This window comes from Photobacterium sp. GB-36 (assembly GCF_003026135.1).
Classification (GTDB): Bacteria; Pseudomonadota; Gammaproteobacteria; order Enterobacterales; family Vibrionaceae; genus Photobacterium.
In genome coordinates, this window is sequence record NZ_PYNY01000010.1 from 118,041 (window position 1) to 137,355 (window position 19,315).

The following is a 19,315-nucleotide window of genomic DNA, read 5'->3' on the forward strand; positions in this document are numbered from 1 at the left end:
TATGATAATTGCCACCGCTGGCCATGTTGATCATGGTAAAACCCATTTACTTCAAGCCCTAACAGGCACCAATGCTGATCGCTTACCAGAAGAGCAAAAACGTGGGCTAACCATTGATTTAGGGTATGCGTTTATGCGCTATCACTCACAGCAAACGCAACAACAAGAAACCCTCGGATTTATTGATGTACCGGGTCACGAGAAGTTTCTTTCCAACATGCTCGCCGGTGTCGGTACAGCCCATCATGCGATGCTGATTGTCGCAGGTGATGAAGGCATGATGGCGCAAAGCTATGAGCATTTAGCCATTTTGCGTTTATTGGCGATGGATAGCCTAACAGTGGTGATCACCAAATCAGATCTCACTACCTTAGAGCAACAACAGCAGTTAGAAGCACAACTCACTCAACTCTTATTTCAGCAAGGTTTTACCGAGCCAACAATATTTCATTGCTCCGCGTTTACTGGTGATGGTATTGATGTACTTAAAGCTCACTTAATCGCTTTAGCTGACAATGAAAAACAGCAACAAAATGATTTAGGCTTTCGTCTTGCCATTGATCGTGCTTTTCATGTAAAAGGGGCAGGATTGGTTGTTACTGGGACGGCATTAAGTGGCAGCATAAAGGTCGGTGATAGCCTGAATTTTGTTAGCCATAACAAACTTAAGCAAGGTCAAACACAGGCAAAAACTGTCCGTATAAAAGGTTTACACGCCCAAGGAAATACAGCGCAAACGGCAACAGCAAACCAGCGTGTAGCGATGAATATCGTTGGTGACATTGATAAGAACGAGCTTAGCCGTGGCGACTGGTTAGTCAACATTGTGCCCGATGCCGTGATCAATCGCGTAACGATTACACTGGCTGCCAATACCGATATTAAACACTGGCAAGCAGTACAACTTTTCCATGCTGCAGCCCATACCACTGGTCGTATTGCGCTACTTGAAACAGATAAGGTGAAGGCAGGCGAGCATGTACTGGCTGAGATTACCTTCGATAGTCCATTATGTTTAGCAGAGCAAGATCGTCTATTACTGCGCGATCCCGCTTTAAAAACAAACCTTGGTAGTGGCGTCGTCATTGATTTACTGCCGCCGAACCGTGGTAAGCGAAAGGCAGAGCGTTTAGCTTATTTAACCCAACGTGCAGAACTTGATTCCCTTAAAGATATTATTGCCTTTAAACTTGCCAATAAACCACAATCTATCAGTGAGTTAACCTGGCAGCATCAAAGTCAGCACATCGAACAAGTCGCAGGTAGTCATGTTGAAAATGATATTACCCAGTACGGTGATTTCCTTTGTACTTCTGAGTATCAAGTACAACTACAAGACAACATGATTGAAAAACTCGCGTTATACCATCAACAAGAAAATGACCACATCGGCTTAGGTAAAGATCGTCTTTATCGCATTGCAGCACTCAACCAACCTGCTGCTATTTTTAATGAGCTGTTGGCTCAGCTATTAGCCCAGCAAACCATTATCAATACTCGTGGTTGGTTACACCTTGCCAACCACCAGCTACAACTCACAGAGCTTGAACAAAAAAGCTGGCAGCGCATTGCCCAAATCATGCAGCAAAGTTCAACCCCTTGGTGGGTGCGCGATCTCGCCAATGAATGTGATCTTGATGAAGACGAATTGCGTGCTCTGAGCTATAAATTGGCACAACTGGGCTATATCTCTGCGATTGTTAAAGATCGCTATGTAAGCCACGACTATTTGATCTCGATTGCTAATCGTGTCCGTGAACATATTGAACACCATCAAAAACTGGAAACAGCAGAGTTTAGAACGATTAGTCTACTAGGACGAAAAGTCGCCATTCAGATCTTGGAGTATTTCGATAAGATTGGTTTTACAAAAAGGAAATTTAACTATCGCGAACTGCGAGATGAAGGTTTACTAAAAGGATAAACAAATGAAGTGGCGGAAGAACATAGGAGTCGAACCTACCCAGGACTGCTGGCAGCCCTACCCGGATTTGAAATCCGGACGCATCACCGGATACGCCGTTCTTCCTCATTTGTGTGATGTATTTTATGCATTAAAGGTATAGTTATCAACTGCTATCACCATATTTCAGGGATAGCAGTTGTTTTTTAAGAACAACTGATTAAATATCAAGCTACTTCATTTGCTGTTCTAAATTTAAAATAGTGAGCGCGTTACTTACACTGGTTGCTAATACATCAACAACCCCAGAACGCAGTGCGCCTAATAATGCTAAGGCTTTACTATTCTCTGCTGCCGTTACCACAACAGTTGGAATATTTCGTAATTCTTCCATGGTTAAACCAATAACACGATCGCTCATCATGGTATCGGCTTGTTTTCCATGGCTATCAAAAAAGTCATAGCCCGCAATATCACCGACCACACCTTTACGAATTCGCGCTTCAACAATTTCTTGTGGTGTAAACCAACCTAACTTCACCATATGGCTATTTTCATTCATATCGCCTACGCCAACCAACGCTAAATCAGCACGACGAGCACGATCTAAGGTTTCTTTTACCGTGCCATTTTTCATAAATGCTTCTTTCACTATGATGTCGTCAACATAAGCGGGGGCATACAAGGTTTCACTAATACCATCATATTTTTTCGCCAATTGGCGACAAATGTGATCGGCATTAATGGCATTGCCTGAGCGGTGCGTACCACCAATACCAGAAACAAATCGACATTTACGATGCGGCACAACACCAACATGATTAGCAATAGACGCGATATTACGTCCTTGCCCAACCGCAACCACCATATCATCAGTTAATGTCGTCGTTAGGTAGCTCGAAACTAGACTTGCCACTTGCTGACGTTGGGTTTCGTCATCAGGCTGATCGAGTGCAACCAATGCGCGTTTTAAGTTAAAACGCTCAATCAATTGCTGTTCTAATTTTTCACTAAAAACAGGGTGATATTTAACGGTAATTTCCACTACCCCTTCATCACGCGCACGACGAAGTAAACGACCGACTTTAGCGCGAGACATACCAAAGCGCTGAGAGATCTCTTCTTGAGTAGCACCATCCTGATAATAAGCAATAGCGATCTCGGTAAGTAAATCACTGTCTACATGGTTACTGTCAGTACTGCTTATGCTCATTTTTGTGCCCTTTGTGTGAATAACCAATTTATTTATATTATCGGTTTATTCTATCACTGAGCAGAACAAAGCAATACTGACTAAACTCTCACATTTAGACGTGTACAGCTTTCACTCATAAAAACAGCACAAAAGTGAACATGTTTTTTACCATCTATAGGCCAACTCCTAACGCCACATATAACAGTCTGATATATAAACACTTAATATCACGTACAGCTTTTTACCTTAAATGTACCAAAAGCTAAAAAGGCTGCACACAATTCATTACGCACTCATCGCTTCATCCACCAGTACTATCGGATAACCTTGCGAACACTGCTCTACTCGTCCTTTGACACCATAAGCGTTACGTAATACCTCTGCTGTTAACACTTGCTCTCCTTTGCCCATCACGACCAATCCATCAGGGCTGAGGACCAACACTTTATCGCAAAAACGTAAGGCTAAATTTATGTCATGGATAGCGACAAGACCAATACCACCAGTTTGCGCCAAATTTTGTTTTACAGCCTGAAGTACACTAATTTGCCAATGCAGATCTAACGCACTGGTTGGCTCATCAAGTAATAATAATCGAGGCTCTCGAATCAGCACTTGCGCTAATCCGATCATCTGTCGCTGCCCACCTGACATTTGTGCAAGTTGTTTAAGTGCTAAATGGGTTATTCCTAATTGGGAAAATGTTTTTTCAATGATTTGCTCAATATAACTTTTACTCAGTTCGGGTTTTACCGCGCGACAAGCACTAAATACAATTTCATAAGCAACAAGGCTAGTTGCCTGAGGCAGTGTTTGTGGCAAGTAACCGATTCTTCTGGCACTTTCGCTAAGGGCTAACTGACTTAATATTTCGCCATCAAGAGACACATCACCTTGATATTTTTGTAATCGCGCTATCGCTTTGAGCAATGTCGATTTACCTACTCCATTAGGGCCGAGTACCGCCACCAACTCACCATTTTGGATCGGCTCAACAGAAAGTTGCTCAATGATCTTTTGCTGACCATACCCCGTTGTGAGGCTATTAATATTTAATGACATTACAACTTCCCTTTACTCGATAAAATAAGGCTCATGAAGAATGGGATACCAATTAATGATGTTACGATTCCAATTGGTAAAATCACTCCAGGGATCAAGCTTTTACTCGCGATGGAAGCCAGCGATAACAACAATGCACCGGCAATGGCACTCCCCGGAAGAAAAAAGCGATGATCTTCGCCTAATAACATTCTTGTTATATGAGGACCGACTAACCCAACAAAGCCAATTTCCCCCACAAACGCCACAGCGACAGCCGTTAATAAGCTCACTCTCAACAACACCATTAAGCGCATGCGCTCTACGCGAATACCGATACTTCTTGCTTGATCTTCTCCCGAGCGAATCGCTGTCATCGCCCATGCTTGACGCATAGAAAGCGGGAAACACACCGCAAAGACAAGTGCGACAATCAACACTTTTTCGTTATTTGCTCGCACCAAACTGCCCATGGTCCAAAACACTATCTGTTGTAAAGCATTACTGTCTGCGACAAACATTAATAAACTGACTAAGGCGTTAAGGGCAAAAAAGAGTGAAATACCAAACAAGATCACGGTATTAACCGATGCGCCTTGGCTTCGTGATAACACCACCACCAAAAGTGATGCTAAAAGCGCAAAAGCAAAAGCAAACAAAGGCAGAATGTAGTCAAAGCGAAACGGTAACCACGACCAATCAAATAAGATAGCAACCGCCGCGCCTAATGTTGCAGCCGCACCAATGCCTAAGGTAAACGGACTCGCTAACGGATTATTTAAAGAGGTTTGCATTTCAGCCCCCGCTAACCCTAATGCCGCACCAACAACAATGGCCATTAAAGCGTAAGGGATCCTGACATCAAAAATAATCACTTGTTGGACGGGATCGAGTACTTCTGGCTGAAAGAGCGCAGAAAAAATATGGTTTAAGCCAATTTGAGACGGGCCGGTTGCAGTATCAATAACCCATGCAATGACAAGTGCTATCGCCATCATACTTAACAAGAGAATTCGTTTAATCACAAAGCGCCGATAACGCTGTGACAAACTGGTTGTTTGATGGTTTTCATCAACACTTAATGTGGCTGATTTCATGATATTTCCTTTATCTTACAAAGCCAAAAACCGGATAACAGTGACGTCATCCGGCTCATTGAATTAATTAAAACAACACTAATATTTAATTTATAACGCCATCCAATAGGTACCATTAAGAGGCACTGGCTGATAATCACGATATAGTGTTTCTAATGTTTTTTGTGGTGATAGCTCAGCAAACGTTTTGGGGTAGGCCCATTTAGCAAACGTCTGAATAGCAACAATATTGAGCGGCGTATTATAAAAATGGTGCCAGATAGAATAAGCCCGTTTATTTTTCACTGCGGTTAATTGATTAAGTGGCGGTCGTTGAGTAATGGCAGCCAAAGACTGGTGTGCTACTTTGGCACTAATACTGGTACCAAGAACAATATATTGCGGTGCTTCTTTTTGAGTCTGGGTTGAGCCAACAGCAGTACCAATATAAATGTCAGGCTGATGCGTTAATAAATACTCTTGATTTAATACGCCCACAGATCCCGGAAGTAGTGGCTGTGCCATATTCTTCACCCCAATAAAGTCAAGCATTTGAGCAACCATACCCCGAGCCATGGTCTCACAACATTCACCGTTAACACCTACACGACTATGAAGAAAGACTGTCGGAACATCTTCAGGTTTTACCGTTGCAAGACCTTGCTTCACCTTATCTAATTCTTGGTTATAAAATTGAATATAGCTTTTCGCTTGCGCTTCTCGACCCAGTACTTTGCCCATAACTTCTAGGCTGCGTAAGGTATTTTTCACCGGATCTTTGCGAAAATCGATAAAGACGACCGTTACGCCCGCACGCTCTAAAATTTCAATAATTTCGCTATTTCGCGCATTAGGCCCATGACCTTCGACACCTAAAAAAGCCACATCCGCTTTAAGCGCTAATGCGGTTTCTAAACTAAAACTCTCCGTTGCGCCTTTACCAAACAGAGGGATATTATCGATGTCAGGAAATGCGGTTTGATATTGTTGATAAGAATCAGGATCGACTAACTTCATGTCTCCCATCATACCGACAATACGAGATAACACTTGATCGCCTTCTAAAATCGCTAACGCGGGAATATAGCGACTTTCACTTAACAGTAATCTTTCCGCAGGTTGAGATATTACGACTTCTCGCCCAGCTAAATCCGTTACAGTAATGCTTTTCGCTACACTGTGAGTACTACATAAAACCAAGCAAACACTGAGCAGAGCAATAAGACGATTTTTTATTGATAGAAATTGCGGCATAACTTTCCCTTTGATCACATTCACCTAGCCTTAAACGAAAAAAGGAGAGACAGACGTCCCTCCTTGTTCATTTATTTAAAAGGCATACGCAACATTAAAGCGGATATCACGACCCGGCTCGCGTGGTGCACTCGCAATAGCGTTTACATCACCGTAGCTAGCATGATCACGATAATCTTTATCAAAGAGATTTTTAACTGCCAGAGAGAGTGTTAACTCTTCACCCGATAATGGTTGCCACTGGCTGTAAATATCATGAACGGCATAACCTGGCTTTTCACTGTAGTTAGTGACGTACTCTTCACCTTTATAGATTTCAACCACTTCTACTGCATCATCAAGACGAGCAACATAGCGACCTGTATAACCAATTAACAAGTTATCAAATACATAGTAATTAATATCCGCAACCCATGTATCACCTGTCGAGGTACCAATACCAAAGTTCTCATCAATTAAACGTTGACCATCAAGATCCGAGAGAGAGTGATTGAAGCTTAATGACATACTTAAATCATTGAAGGTGTAGCCAGCACGCGCAGTGAAACCTTTGGTTTCTAAGTCGCCTTGATTTTTCGCACTTTTACCGACCACATCGTCAATTTTATTAATGTACGCCGTTGCTGATAGATTTAGACCGCCGTTTACCCAGCTAGCCCCCACTTCGGTATTATGTGCTCGCTCTGCTTTACGGTTTGGATCTAACTCAATATCAGTCATGAATGAATCTGGGATCTGGGCGCCACGGAAAGCTTCTGCGTAACCGGCATAAACATTCAAACCCGGTATAACGCTGTAGTTCAGGCTAACATTAGGGCTAAAGCCTGAATGATCGACTTCTGTACCGTAAGAATCTTTTAATTTATATGTATCGTAACGACCACCAACACTTAATAGTAGCGGCTCAACAATACGGAAATCACTCTGTACATAGACGCCCGCAACAGTGCCTTTAAACTCATAAGTATCTGGGCTATAAGCTAAGAATGTGCCATCTGTTATATCTTTACGGTAATCAACACCATACGTAACAGCAAACAAGTTAAAGCTACTCGTGTTGCGAATATCACCACCATAGCTGTGTGTTTTCGCGATATTATTTGTTTCACGAGGTACGTCTGGACGACTCTTATGCTTTAGCTTAGTTTCGGTGTTATATGCGGTAACATCAAGATCAAGGTATGGGTTATCAGCAGGATTTAAACCGTAATTCAGCGTGAAAGTATCTCGGTTCATCTCTTGGTCAAGCGGGAAATTCTTTCTACTTTCAGCCCAGTGAGGTCGGAAGTTACGATACGCTTCATCACCGCGGTGATCATAACTTAAAGTGATTTTCTGCGCGTCAGTGATATCACCAACAAGTTTAATAAAGCCAACTTTGTTTTGTGCTTCAGTAAACGGCTGCTCGTTACCATCGCCATCTGTGTAGTTACCTAAATCGCTATACACCATAGTAGCAACAACGCTTACGTTGTCAGTAAGGTAACCATAGCCGCTGACGCTCGTTTTATATCCTTGCGTATTATCATAGTAGCCCGCCTTCACTAAGCCACCAAAACGTTCGTCACCTTGCAACATATCTTCAGCATCTTTGGTTTTAAAACGAATCGCACCACCCAGTGCCCCCGCACCATCTGTCGCACGTCCAGCACCCGCCGCAACTTCAACTTGTTTCAATAATTCTGGTTCTATTGATAAACGCCCTTGGTGGTGAAAAATATTGCCTGATTGAACAGCACCATCAATAGTCACGTTTAGCTGGCTATCTTCTAAACCACGAACATAAATCTTTTGAGCAACACCAGTACCGCCACCAATGCTGACTTCGGGATCTGTGCGGAAAATATCATTGATATCGTTGGCTTGTTGTCGTTCAAGCTGCTCAGAATCAATAAACACTTCTGTCGCTTGTAATGGGTTACCCATTACAACCATTTTTTCATGTTCACCTTCTGAGTCGGCAACCGCAATTTGTGTAAACAACGCACTTGAGACAGCAACCGTTGTCGGTAGCAGCTTGAATTTGCATCCTTTCAACATCTTAATTTTCCATTGTTAATGATAATAATTATCATTATTTTGCTTCTACGCACTAAGATGTAAATGCTTTTTACAATTGTTACAACCACACAACTAATTAATTACTATGAAAAAAGCCCTTACCTTTCGATAAGAGCTTTTTCCTTATTAACTAAAACTGTAACCAACGCCATGAGCCGTTTTCAGCCGCTCAACTGGCATACCTGCCGATACTAATTTTCGTCGAACTCGGCTTAAGTGCATATCTAAACTGCGGTCATATAAGCTAAACTCACGTGACAATACCTGTCGGTATAAATAGTCTTTACTCAGTACTTGATTCTGTTGAAAAGCTAATGTCCAAAGTAAATTAAATTGAATTGGTGTCATTGATAATGTGGTTTCTTTATAACTTACCGCTAAGCTTTGCTTATCCATTTTCAAATCATCAACAATTAATAACTTGGTTTTATTTGACGGTAATTGCCGCTGCTGAATACGTCTTAAAATCGCAATAACACGACACAAGACTTCCTTAATCGGCTGTTTACGTGGAATGTAATCATCTACACCATGGAAAAAACTGTTTACGCATTCAGTATCGCTATAGTTATCCGCTAATAAGACAATAGGAATGTGAGAAACTTGCCGGCACTGTTTTAAAAACGTAAACCCTTTCATTTCAGGTAATTGATTAGAGACCAGCATAAGATCTACTGTCGCATTTTTATAAACGTTTTCAGCTTCAAGTGCAGATTGGCAACGTTTGATCACAAAACCTTCACGCCAAAACAGTTCAATTAACTGCTGACCATAATTATGCTCAGGTTCCACAATTAAGATTGTTCTTGAATGATGGACCTTATCTATATTCATGCCAATCCCTAGCTAAGTATCTGTCACTTTATTGATAATAGTTATCACTATCAGTTAGGTGACTGATAGTATACGAGCGTTTTTTTATAATCAATGCCTATTTATCGAAATCAGTTAAATAAAAATTAAAACTAAAACAGTAATTCAGCCTGTTTTATATTCTCACCAAACCTATCTAATGCTTTTTTGTCATTTATTAAGATTTGCTTTACATTATTACCGAACCACTCAAGTGATGCGGTTGTATTTTTATTTCGAGATAATCCATCAATAAAATGTTGATAATCTAATACCCCCTCAAATAAAGGTGTCATTCCTTCACGGCTACCTGCTGGCGAATAAACGTTATCAGGTGAAAACACATTTAAATATTCTCGGGAAGCGATATTTTTTAAGTGGTAATGATCGACAAAATCACTAATTTGATTATGGAAATAATTAATATCAGCACCAGATTCCCAAACATGTAAGCTGTCAAAATTAATTTTTAAAGCCGGATGATAAACCTCATCTAAAAGCTGCAGAATCGATTCTGTCGTATCCGCTAAAGTATTGGGATGGGTTTCAACAAGTACATTTAGACCTTGTTGATGCGCGTATTCACAAATATGGCGTAGTCTTGTAACCAGCTTTTCTCGATCATTTTTATTAACCTTATCGCTGGCTTGATGCCCCGCAAAAGTACGTACTTTATTTGTGTTCCAATAGTTCGCTAACTTACAAATATGCGCACACTTTTGCTGAGTAACGGTTGGATCCCCCACTAAGGGTAAGTAATCACTTAGCATCGAAATCGAGAGTCCCATTTCCTTTAACCATTGAGCATCATATTGAGGTTGTGACTCCAGACTTATGGCATGCACCCCCCAAAGCTCGATACCTTGAAAGTCATGACTTCTTGCCCATTGCGCTAAGTGTTCTAATGACATTAATTGATGACGAAACGAAATAGTACAAATAGATAATTGCATATCAGCAAACCTCCATAACAGAATCACACGGTAAGTCGTTTAATTCACACCAATCGGAATACATATCAAATAACCCTTTTTTAATACGCTTTTCTGTTCTGTCTTGCTTATCCAACAAGTATTGAATACCTGTATATAAATTAAGATCTTTGGTTTCTGCCATTTTCATTGCTTGATACTGAATACTGGTATAGGTCTGGATTAATTCTTCAATCACATCACACCAATATTCAAAATCATCATCACTTTGACCTAACGCTCTGCCAAAATAAGCAAAGCCATGTTCGTAGGCATATTTACGCACTGCGATAACTTTTAATTCACGTAAAGCAAGTGGGAGATCAGACAAACTAATCCCCTGCGTTTCATCAAGGTGAGCTTGAATAATTTCACGAACGGCATTTGTTAGCGGGTTTTTATCTTCAATAAAGCAAAGCTTGAAATAATCTTGCACCACATGTAACGGCGCATCGTGCAGAGCATTTTCATTAAAAATATACCCTCCCTCAACGGTTGGCTGAGAGATAGCATTTTCAATACGATCTTGTGAAATTTCACCTTGCCAACGAAAGTCAGGATCCCACATCATCCAATGCTCTGGCGTCTCTGTTTCCGTCAACATAACGTAATGGGGAAATGGGTTCTGATTAAATTTATTTTCACGCTCAGGAAGGTGATAAAGATCGAGCATCACCATCAAGTGCTCTGAATTCGATTTATTACCAAGTAACGCTCTCATGGTGGCTAAATTCGCGTGCTTGGTTTTCTCACTGTCATACCAAGCGATAAGCTCGCCACCAAACAAACGTTGGTACCAATCAATAAATAATTGGTGATTAATATCGTCACTATGATATTGCAGTTGGTAGCGCTCACTTACATCAAACGTCGCATCCCATACCGCAAAATAAAATGGTCGATGATCAATACCTTTGCTCTTTAACGCTTCACACACACAACTAACAAAGCAATGTACTTTTACATCTTCAAATTCAACCTCAGGCTCTTTCGGTGCGAGCTCTGACTCATTGTTAACTTGGCATAGAAAGTCGGCTAAGCTCGCAACTGTCGCATAATCTGCAGCTGTAATATGTTGCTCTGGTACGGTCAATCCTAAATCGAGCTCTAAATGTAAAATGAGCTGGAGTATTAACACTGAATCTAAATACAACTCTTCATTCAACTTTGCTGATGGACTAAAAAGCGCCATATGGCTATTTTGCATATTTTCTTCAAGCACTTTTTTGATAGCTTGGATCATTTCTTCGCGCTGCATTTTTCTTCCTTAACCAATCGCTGCAATTGAAACACTACTTTGTGAAAGCGCTTTTCGATTTATCTTTCCATTTGCCGCTTTTTCGATAATCTCGCGCTGCTCTATATCAACGGGTAACTGGTGATTCGCTAAACGCGTTCCACACCATTGACGAATACGGCTTGGTTCAATCATTGTGTCTGCCACAAACTGCAAACACACACGCTCACCAGATAACTCATCGGCACGTTTAAACACCACCGCATCTGTAATTTCAGCCAATTCCATCACAACGTTTTCCACATCTTGTGGATACACATTCAGTCCAGAAACATTAATCATGTCATCGCTACGGGAAACGAAACATAACTGCCCTTGCACATCAAAAAAACCAAGATCTTTAGTATTAATATCAAGCTTATTTTTGGATACGATGATCTCTTGCGGGGAAGTTACATCACTCCCTGCTGATACCCTTAAATGTGGAAGTGGAAAGCCCATTTGATTGGCATAATCAGGATTTTCACAGACGGCAATACAACCTGCTTCAGAACAGCCGTATTGCTGGAATAAATACTGACTTCGTACCTTTATCGCTTCAAACCAAGCTTGCGGTAGCACCGTTCCTGACGTCATTACAGCATGCAGCTGTTCTTGTTTTGGATATAGTTGTACAAGAGAATGCAGTAAACTTGGCGATGAATACAGTAAGTGCTCACTATTCTCCAAGCATTTTCTTAATAGGTATTTAGGGTTAATGTTGGTAATGATCACAGGCACTAAATCACGCTTAAGCGCGACAAGTACGCCACAAATTAATCCATAAGAGTGGGTAATTGGACATGCAATTAAAGGGGTCATGGACTGAGGTGCAGTAAAGGTTGTCACATAACTCTCAATTTCTTCATCAATAGACGACCAAGAGCGAGTGATCACTTTCGGCTCACCTGTTGTCCCAGAGCTAGTTTGTACTAAAACCGCTTGTTGATCTTTATCTTCTCTTTTTAGCGTCAGTCCCATCTGCTCAATATCAAAGATAACGATATGACAGTTTGCTTTGTCTGCTAAACGCTTTGCCGCTAAACGCGGAGTCGTGGCTAAAATAGGATAAAATGACCCATCATTTCTTTTTAAATATAAACAAAGCGCCAGCAGCTGAGCAGGATTTTGTAGGCACACGGCAACGCGTTTTCCTGCACAATCTTTTAACTGAGGGTGCGCTGAAAATATTTGGAAACACTGTGAGAAAAAAGCACTATCGATATAATCATCGTTAACGTAAATCATAATATCCCTATTATTTAAAAGCGCACGAAAGCGCATTCGCCACGATATGGTGACACTCTTGTTTCTTAGCCTGAAATTTTCGAGCTAATAATGATTCTGTTGCAATTGAAGTAGATTGATAATCGAGTTGAGCTATCCGATCAGCGAGCTCTGGATGCGCTGCACTGTATTGTTCGAGCTTATTCTCAACCAGTTGCCAGAACTGTCTTTCCGTTCCACCGTAATGCCATTCAATAAGGTGAGAGACCTCTACGAGGTTATAAATGAATAAGGTATCCATCACTAATTCGCGCAGCAGCTCTACCGAACTCATGGCATAAAATATATCTAAAGGTGCCTTGGCTAAGGTTGGTTCTAATAATGCTAAATCAGGTGCTGGAAACTCAGTACTAAGGAACTCAGAGTGGTATTCAACACTTTCATGAAAATCACGAATAATAATCTTTTCAGGCCAACCATTGCGGTGAACCAATACCATGTTTTGTCCGTGCGGCTCCGTTCCCACCCCATACTTGACCAATAAGTGCCAAATTGGGATCACTGCCACCTCAATAAGTTGCGAGAGCCACGGCACTAAGCCATATTTATCAATCCAATGATCAATGAATGGCTGACCATCTTGCTCGACCATCATCAACGCATTAAATGGTACCGCCGTTTGCTCAGGTGATAATTTGTTCTCTAAGCTTTCTCTAAAAATAACCGCCAGTTGGTCACTTAAAGGATCACACTCTACCGTTTTCCCTAACGGTACATAAATCCCGCCAGCGTATTCGGCTAAGATGTCTAATCCTGACAACTCAGGGTCTTGACTAACAATGGTTTCAAGCCATGTTGATATCTCTGCTGCCAAACAAACGGAATAACCTGCTAAGGTTCGCTTAGAAGAGGTGTTCACCATATTTAATGGCAATTTGATATTGGCTTTTGCTTTATTCGTCACATTGAGTAAAGTTCTGACCGATTGCGAAGCAACATATTGGTCCCCTAACTCTCCCAAATCGATAATAATTTTCTGATCAAGTAAAGATGGAAAATCTTCTTTGTGTAATTGACGCCACTGCCAAGGATGAACAGGCAATAAAGCATACTCCTGCCAGTTTCCTTGTTGCTGAGATAAAATAAAACTCAGTGTTTGCCAGTGATCTTGATCTAATTCACTAGACCAAAAACGATCATGCTCACCAGGTAAACGTGAACGAAAATGTGTTCTTTTTACCGCGATCCAGTGCAAACAAAATGATTCCCCAGCTTCAGGTCCATAACATTGATGATCAAGAAAGTTAAACCCTGTTCGCGCTTTAAAAGATGGGTGATAAGGATGTCCTTCATCAAGTTGTGCTTCCAACTCAATAAAACTTGCCTGCCGACGTGAATCACGAGCTGGAATATTGTCTTGATTCCAGCGACACAAATTGGAGGTTTGTTTAAACTCTTCGATAATAGATAACTTAACTTGCTCAAGGGCGGGCAAATCTCGAACAATATCTTCCCAAGATTGCGAGATAAGCTGAGGCTGACCATCAATCGTTAAGGTTGAAATATCTAAACGATAACGCCCAAAAGCGCCAATATGACCACGAACGTGATAATGCTTTTCCGCCATGCTCCAAGTAAACGTGTTGTGACCATTCTCAGAGCCAACATCAATTTCAACCAATTGTTCAAACATGATGGCTTCAAAAAGTTGCTTAATGATTCTCTGTTCAGGTTCTAGCGTAAGACAATTAGGCAATGGCATCTGATACCTCCTTTTTCTGATTTGTGGTATCAGCTGTTATAAATGGATTATCGATGTAGCAATAAATCGCCTGTTCGTTCTCAACCATTAATTCATCGACATCGTGGACACGTGTCAGTAAATTCGCTTTCATTGCCCATTGCTTATTTGTCAGTAATTGCTCGACAAATAATTTACCGCCACCCAGTAATGATTTATGTAATGCGGTGAGCCGTTGCTTAACAAAATTCAGTAATAAAGCTTCATCAATAATATGATCAGCGCCTAGTCGACCAATAATCGAAAAGAGATGGTTGATCATTAAATAATAAGTGAATCGCTCACAGATCATTTCATCATCAAAATACAAGTCATGAACACGGCTAGATTCAGGCTCCATACCTTCTAAATAACTGCGGTAGCTTTTTGATAAATAGAAACCTTGGTTATCTCGGAAATAATAATTCGATGGATAACCAGTCTCTAATTGAATAACGCTATTTTGTTGGTGTGCTTCTAAAGCAATGCCATGCTCATCATACAAACGGATCATAGGATCTATCGCACAATCCCAATAACGGGCAAACCATCGCATCGCTACATGAGATTCAGAGCAATCCTCTTTCGTTGCCAACTCAACAATAATAGAGGCTAATAACGATGCTTGATTTGGCAGCGGATCTTGTGTCAATGCTGCAATAGTAAGAACATCTTGATCTTGATCCGCCTGAAATGGATTTTCTCGAATAATCGTTTCAAAACCACTTTCTTCTCGCTCTGGTAATAATACGGTGACGTATGCAGGATCTGTCACAACATTAAAGCTAGGATAATCACCACTAAATCCCGTCTTACGATATAACCCAGCCATAACTACGCCAGCATCAAGTTCATGACGTTTATTTACTCTAAGAGAATTCGTAATTTTTACAGGTATCGAAAACTTATACATCCAAGATAAATGCGCACTGTATAGCGATCTCACAGAGGACGTTGCGGTGAACTTACAACCATGCTGTCCGCTATCAATAATTAGCCCCTGAGTCATTAAATCCAGAATGGCGGGATCATGTAATAATTTTTGCGCTTGTAGCGGATGCATAGGCAAGACTATAAACTCATCTGAGATTTGTAAGTCTGCGGTTTCGAGAGAAGATGCGATGATCTCTTCAGCTGAAATTGATAATGCAGAGCGCTGGCAAATCAAAGAGCGGGCAACATTAAAGTAATGAAGTGCAAACTCCCCTTTTAATTCAGGCGCATAATATTGATGATGAAAATCAAGCATCCCTTGACGACTTTTAGGCGTCGGATGTTGCCAATGTCCAAAAACTAAACTCTGTTCAGCATCAATAAAACAACGAGAAGGCGGTGCATTTTTTGTCATATTTTCCGCCAAAAAATACTCCATGAGCGACATACTTTCTAACAGGCGAATCAAGAATTCCTGTTTTTTCAGTGACATTATCTTTTGCTCAAAAAATGAATCTAAAAGCATAATTGCAGCTTCTTTTTCAGAGCTGTTATACCAATTTTCATCATTATTTTTTAACCAAATATCACCAAAAGTATGGCGGCCAACAATGGTTTTATAAGTCACTTCAACAGCAATAACTACATGTTCTATAGGTAAGTTTATTTCAATAATCCACTGACACGATGGTGCACAACATAATTCATTTTTCTCCATCCACGCATCAACTCGGTACCATGAATCTTGCTTACATTCTTTTAAGTAACAATTAAAGAGGGCCTGAAATGAAGCGACTTCAGCTATTTTTTTTGCTGTTAACATCATGTTGAACCGACTATTTATTGATAAATAAGAAATTAATTAAAGATTCTTAATGATATTAATTCTCATTTCAATAATGATTACATTTGTTACACAAAAATGTATGCAGCAGCAAAACGTGGCACTTCAACGCTCGTACTTATGATTGAAACGCTTCAAAATGGACATTAAGCTCATTCATAAAACATAAATTCATGACGTATAACAAGGTCACTCAGGGCCCTATCATTAGTACTTTTTTCCTGTTTGCTTTTCCTGCACTCATTGCATTACTTGCTATTACCACTGCAAGTTTGGTCGATGGGATCTTTGTAGGAAAATATCTAGGTTATGAAGCTTTAGCAGCTATCAATATTCTTATTCCTTACATCACATTCATGTTTGCATTGGGTCTAATGGTGGCTATTGGTGGGACAGTAACTGCAGGAAAATTTATCGGAGAAGGAAACTATAAAGAGGCTAATGGTATTTTTACCTTATCGTTAATCTCTATTTTTTTATTCGCAACCTTGATGGCGATTATTAGTTTATTTTTCAATGAGACTTTATTTTTATTTCTTGGTGTTGATGAACAATTAACCCCCCTTACTCAAGCTTACTTCCAAGTAATATCAGTCGTACTCATCATTCAACTAACCACGATGGTTTTATATTATTTTGTACGCGCAGATGGCTTTCCAACGCTAGCAACATCAGCTTTAGTCTTGGGCTCTGTCGTTAACATCATGCTTGATGTCCTTTTTCTTGGCTATTTTCAATGGGGAATTCAATCGGCCGCTTGGGCAACAGGTATAGCACAGATAATACAGTTATTAGTGCTCTGTACTTTTTTCACTAAGAAACAAAGATTAATTAAATTTAAGCTCTGTTATTCAAGCGTGAAACCATACTTCAGAGGGCTACTTAATGGGATTTCAGAATATATCAATGAAATTTCTGTAGGTATTGTTATTTTCACTATTCATTGGCTATTGATGAAAGAGCAGGGCAATACTGCTATCTCAGGCTTCGCTGTCGCAAACTATATGTTATTTATTAGCATGATGCTGTTTTACGGCATTATCGATGCTCTTCATATACTGGTAAGCCAAAACTATGGAGCAAAAAATTTCACACGCATCAACCAATTCATGCTTTTAGCTACCGTTACCGTGATAAGTATTAGTACACTATTAATAGTAAGCGCACTGTCAGGATCAGATTCAATAACGAAGCTTTTCATTGAAAATACAAAATCTGACGCCTATCAATTAGCATTAAGTTACATTAGCGTTATATGGCCCTGTTTTATCTTTAGCGGAATAAATGTCTTACTATCTTGTTATTTCACAGCGATGCATTGTCCTCTTCAATCATCTATTATCGCTTTATCAAGAGGGTTAGTTTTACCTGTATCACTGCTTCTACTCTTCACCAATTTTATTCCAAGCATCCCGTTTCTTTTTGCTTTACCTATCGCAGAATTAAGCACTTTTATTATTGCATTAACGCTTTACCTTCGTTTCCAATACAGCATAAAACACAAGTCTAAGCTGGTAACTATATGATGCTTATCAATAATCAGTCATACAAAAAAGCTCTACTGAGATCTTAAATAAGTGGTCGAAAGTGCTGAACTTGCCTAAGCTTCGCAATAAAAGCTTAACTACACACTATCATTTCCACTTTCTACAGACGAAAAAAAACCTCGCTATTACTAGCGAGGCTTCTTAATAAGTGGCGGAACGGTGGGGACGCCTAGTTCGGGCTTGCGCTCAAGCGGGACTCGAACCCGCGCCCCCCGGCGTGACAGGTCGCTAAGCTCTCCAATAAAGAGGCTAACCAACTGAACTACCAACTCACTCAAATACATTTAACTCATTTATTCTAAATGTATAAAAGCCCCAGTCTTTCGACTAGGGCTTAATATAAGTGGCGGAACGGTGGGGACGCCTAGTTCGGGCTTGCGCTCAAGCGGGACTCGAACCAGCGCGCCCCGGCGTGACAGGCCGCTAAGCTCTCCAATAAAGAGGCTAACCAACTGAACTACCAACTCACTCAAATACATTTAACTCATTTATTCCAAATGTAAAAAAGCCCTAGTCTTTCGACTAGGGCTTAATATAAGTGGCGGAGCGGACGGGACTCGAACCCGCGCCCCCGGCGTGACAGGCCGCTAAGCCCTCCAATAAAGAGCCTAACCAACTGAACTACCAACTCACTCAAATACATTTAACTCATTTATTCCAAATGTAAAAAAGCCCTAGTCTTTCGACTAGGGCTTAATATAAGTGGCGGAGCGGACGGGACTCGAACCCGCGACCCCCGGCGTGACAGGCCGGTATTCTAACCAACTGAACTACCGCTCCGACGAACATGGATGTTCTAATATCGCGAAGCCATGGATGGCTAAGAGCGATAACACCACATGCGATATCCGTAGTTCAAAACGAATATCTTAACTTTTTGTCTTCACTTTTTATAAAAGTGAAAGAAAATTTGAAGCCTGGCGATGTCCTACTCTCACATGGGGAGACCCCACACTACCATCGGCGCTATTACGTTTCACTACTGAGTTCGGCATGGGATCAGGTGGGTCCATAACGCTATGGTCGCCAAGCAAATTCGACGTGAAAGGATTCACTAATATCGCGATGCCATGGATGGCAAGGAGCGATGTGACCTAACACTAAATCTGGAAATTATCTAACTAGTGTTCTCTACACGTTCAAGTGTACTTGGAGTCCGTATAAAACCCCTTGGGTGTTGTATGGTTAAGCCTCACGGGCAATTAGTATCGGTTAGCTCAATGCCTCGCAGCACTTACACACCCGACCTATCAACGTTGTAGTCTTCAACAACCCTTTAGAGACCTTAAAGGTCTAGGGATGACTCATCTTGAGGCTCGCTTCCCGCTTAGATGCTTTCAGCGGTTATCGATTCC

13 protein-coding genes, 2 tRNA genes and 2 rRNA genes are annotated in these 19,315 nt (G+C 40.8%); 2 read left to right on the forward strand and 15 right to left on the reverse strand.

Annotated features, from left to right (window positions below; all coding sequences use genetic code 11):
* Position 1: 1 nt before the first annotated feature.
* Positions 2-1,924, forward strand: a complete 1,923-nt coding sequence (gene selB, locus C9J46_RS11435) for a selenocysteine-specific translation elongation factor (protein WP_107290911.1) — start codon at positions 2-4, stop codon at positions 1,922-1,924.
* A 10-nt stretch (positions 1,925-1,934) separates the two neighbouring features.
* On the opposite strand, the gene C9J46_RS11440 is transcribed toward selB, so the two are convergent.
* The 12 genes from C9J46_RS11440 to C9J46_RS11495 form a co-directional block, all read right to left on the reverse strand.
* A tRNA-Sec gene (locus C9J46_RS11440) sits at positions 1,935-2,029 on the reverse strand.
* A gap of 106 nt (positions 2,030-2,135) precedes the next feature.
* Positions 2,136-3,116: a sugar-binding transcriptional regulator gene (locus C9J46_RS11445; protein WP_107290912.1), complete on the reverse strand. Its 981-nt coding sequence runs from the start codon at positions 3,114-3,116 to the stop codon at positions 2,136-2,138.
* A 267-nt stretch (positions 3,117-3,383) separates the two neighbouring features.
* Positions 3,384-4,160, reverse strand: a complete 777-nt coding sequence (locus tag C9J46_RS11450; protein WP_107290913.1) for an ABC transporter ATP-binding protein — start codon at positions 4,158-4,160, stop codon at positions 3,384-3,386.
* Complete coding sequence (locus C9J46_RS11455) at positions 4,160-5,236, reverse strand: iron ABC transporter permease (protein ID WP_005369426.1); 1,077 nt, start codon at positions 5,234-5,236, stop codon at positions 4,160-4,162. Before C9J46_RS11455 ends, C9J46_RS11450 begins: the two co-directional genes overlap by 1 nt.
* Before the next feature lie 90 nt (positions 5,237-5,326).
* On the reverse strand, positions 5,327-6,469 hold the full coding sequence (locus tag C9J46_RS11460) for an ABC transporter substrate-binding protein (RefSeq protein ID WP_233217655.1): 1,143 nt from the start codon (positions 6,467-6,469) through the stop codon (positions 5,327-5,329).
* 75 nt (positions 6,470-6,544) lie between these two features.
* Complete coding sequence (locus C9J46_RS11465; RefSeq protein ID WP_107290914.1) at positions 6,545-8,509, reverse strand: TonB-dependent receptor domain-containing protein; 1,965 nt, start codon at positions 8,507-8,509, stop codon at positions 6,545-6,547.
* 147 nt (positions 8,510-8,656) lie between these two features.
* Complete coding sequence (locus tag C9J46_RS11470) at positions 8,657-9,364, reverse strand: response regulator transcription factor (RefSeq protein WP_107205939.1); 708 nt, start codon at positions 9,362-9,364, stop codon at positions 8,657-8,659.
* Positions 9,365-9,495: 131 nt separating this feature from the next.
* Positions 9,496-10,335, reverse strand: coding sequence for a sugar phosphate isomerase/epimerase (locus tag C9J46_RS11475; protein WP_107290915.1), 840 nt, complete (start codon positions 10,333-10,335; stop codon positions 9,496-9,498).
* A gap of 1 nt (position 10,336) precedes the next feature.
* Positions 10,337-11,611, reverse strand: a complete 1,275-nt coding sequence (locus C9J46_RS11480) for a DUF6005 family protein (RefSeq protein WP_107290916.1) — start codon at positions 11,609-11,611, stop codon at positions 10,337-10,339.
* 9 nt (positions 11,612-11,620) lie between these two features.
* On the reverse strand, positions 11,621-12,877 hold the full coding sequence (locus tag C9J46_RS11485) for an AMP-binding protein (RefSeq protein WP_107290922.1): 1,257 nt from the start codon (positions 12,875-12,877) through the stop codon (positions 11,621-11,623).
* Between the two features lie 10 nt (positions 12,878-12,887).
* Entirely contained in the window at positions 12,888-14,618 is a 1,731-nt protein-coding gene (locus C9J46_RS11490) for an IucA/IucC family siderophore biosynthesis protein (RefSeq protein ID WP_107290917.1), read from the reverse strand.
* Positions 14,605-16,395 (reverse strand): IucA/IucC family siderophore biosynthesis protein, encoded by a 1,791-nt coding sequence (locus C9J46_RS11495; protein ID WP_107290918.1) that lies wholly within the window; start codon positions 16,393-16,395, stop codon positions 14,605-14,607. Before C9J46_RS11495 ends, C9J46_RS11490 begins: the two co-directional genes overlap by 14 nt.
* Positions 16,396-16,586: 191 nt before the next feature.
* On the opposite strand from C9J46_RS11495, the gene C9J46_RS11500 reads away from it, so the two are divergent.
* Positions 16,587-17,939, forward strand: coding sequence for an MATE family efflux transporter (locus tag C9J46_RS11500; RefSeq protein ID WP_107290919.1), 1,353 nt, complete (start codon positions 16,587-16,589; stop codon positions 17,937-17,939).
* Positions 17,940-18,663: 724 nt separating this feature from the next.
* Here the strand turns inward: C9J46_RS11500 and C9J46_RS11505 are convergent.
* The 3 genes from C9J46_RS11505 to C9J46_RS11515 form a co-directional block, all read right to left on the reverse strand.
* A tRNA-Asp gene (locus C9J46_RS11505) sits at positions 18,664-18,740 on the reverse strand.
* 135 nt (positions 18,741-18,875) lie between these two features.
* Positions 18,876-18,991: ribosomal RNA gene (gene rrf, locus C9J46_RS11510) — 5S ribosomal RNA — on the reverse strand.
* A gap of 150 nt (positions 18,992-19,141) precedes the next feature.
* Positions 19,142-19,315 (reverse strand): 23S ribosomal RNA (locus tag C9J46_RS11515); the annotation flags it as partial.

Excerpts from the sequence above, each read along its gene's own strand:
- C9J46_RS11490 (WP_107290917.1), bottom strand. The coding sequence starts at position 14,618 with ATGCCATTGCCTAATTGTCTTACGCTAGAACCTGAACAGAGAATCATT.
- C9J46_RS11445 (WP_107290912.1), bottom strand. The coding sequence starts at position 3,116 with ATGAGCATAAGCAGTACTGACAGTAACCATGTAGACAGTGATTTACTT.
- C9J46_RS11465 (WP_107290914.1), bottom strand. The coding sequence starts at position 8,509 with ATGTTGAAAGGATGCAAATTCAAGCTGCTACCGACAACGGTTGCTGTC.
- selB (WP_107290911.1), top strand. The coding sequence starts at position 2 with ATGATAATTGCCACCGCTGGCCATGTTGATCATGGTAAAACCCATTTA.
- C9J46_RS11475 (WP_107290915.1), bottom strand. The coding sequence starts at position 10,335 with ATGCAATTATCTATTTGTACTATTTCGTTTCGTCATCAATTAATGTCA.
- C9J46_RS11455 (WP_005369426.1), bottom strand. The coding sequence starts at position 5,236 with ATGAAATCAGCCACATTAAGTGTTGATGAAAACCATCAAACAACCAGT.
- C9J46_RS11480 (WP_107290916.1), bottom strand. The coding sequence starts at position 11,611 with ATGCAGCGCGAAGAAATGATCCAAGCTATCAAAAAAGTGCTTGAAGAA.
- C9J46_RS11470 (WP_107205939.1), bottom strand. The coding sequence starts at position 9,364 with ATGAATATAGATAAGGTCCATCATTCAAGAACAATCTTAATTGTGGAA.
- C9J46_RS11495 (WP_107290918.1), bottom strand. The coding sequence starts at position 16,395 with ATGATGTTAACAGCAAAAAAAATAGCTGAAGTCGCTTCATTTCAGGCC.
- C9J46_RS11485 (WP_107290922.1), bottom strand. The coding sequence starts at position 12,877 with ATGATTTACGTTAACGATGATTATATCGATAGTGCTTTTTTCTCACAG.
- C9J46_RS11450 (WP_107290913.1), bottom strand. The coding sequence starts at position 4,160 with ATGTCATTAAATATTAATAGCCTCACAACGGGGTATGGTCAGCAAAAG.
- C9J46_RS11460 (WP_233217655.1), bottom strand. The coding sequence starts at position 6,469 with ATGCCGCAATTTCTATCAATAAAAAATCGTCTTATTGCTCTGCTCAGT.
- C9J46_RS11500 (WP_107290919.1), top strand. The coding sequence starts at position 16,587 with ATGACGTATAACAAGGTCACTCAGGGCCCTATCATTAGTACTTTTTTC.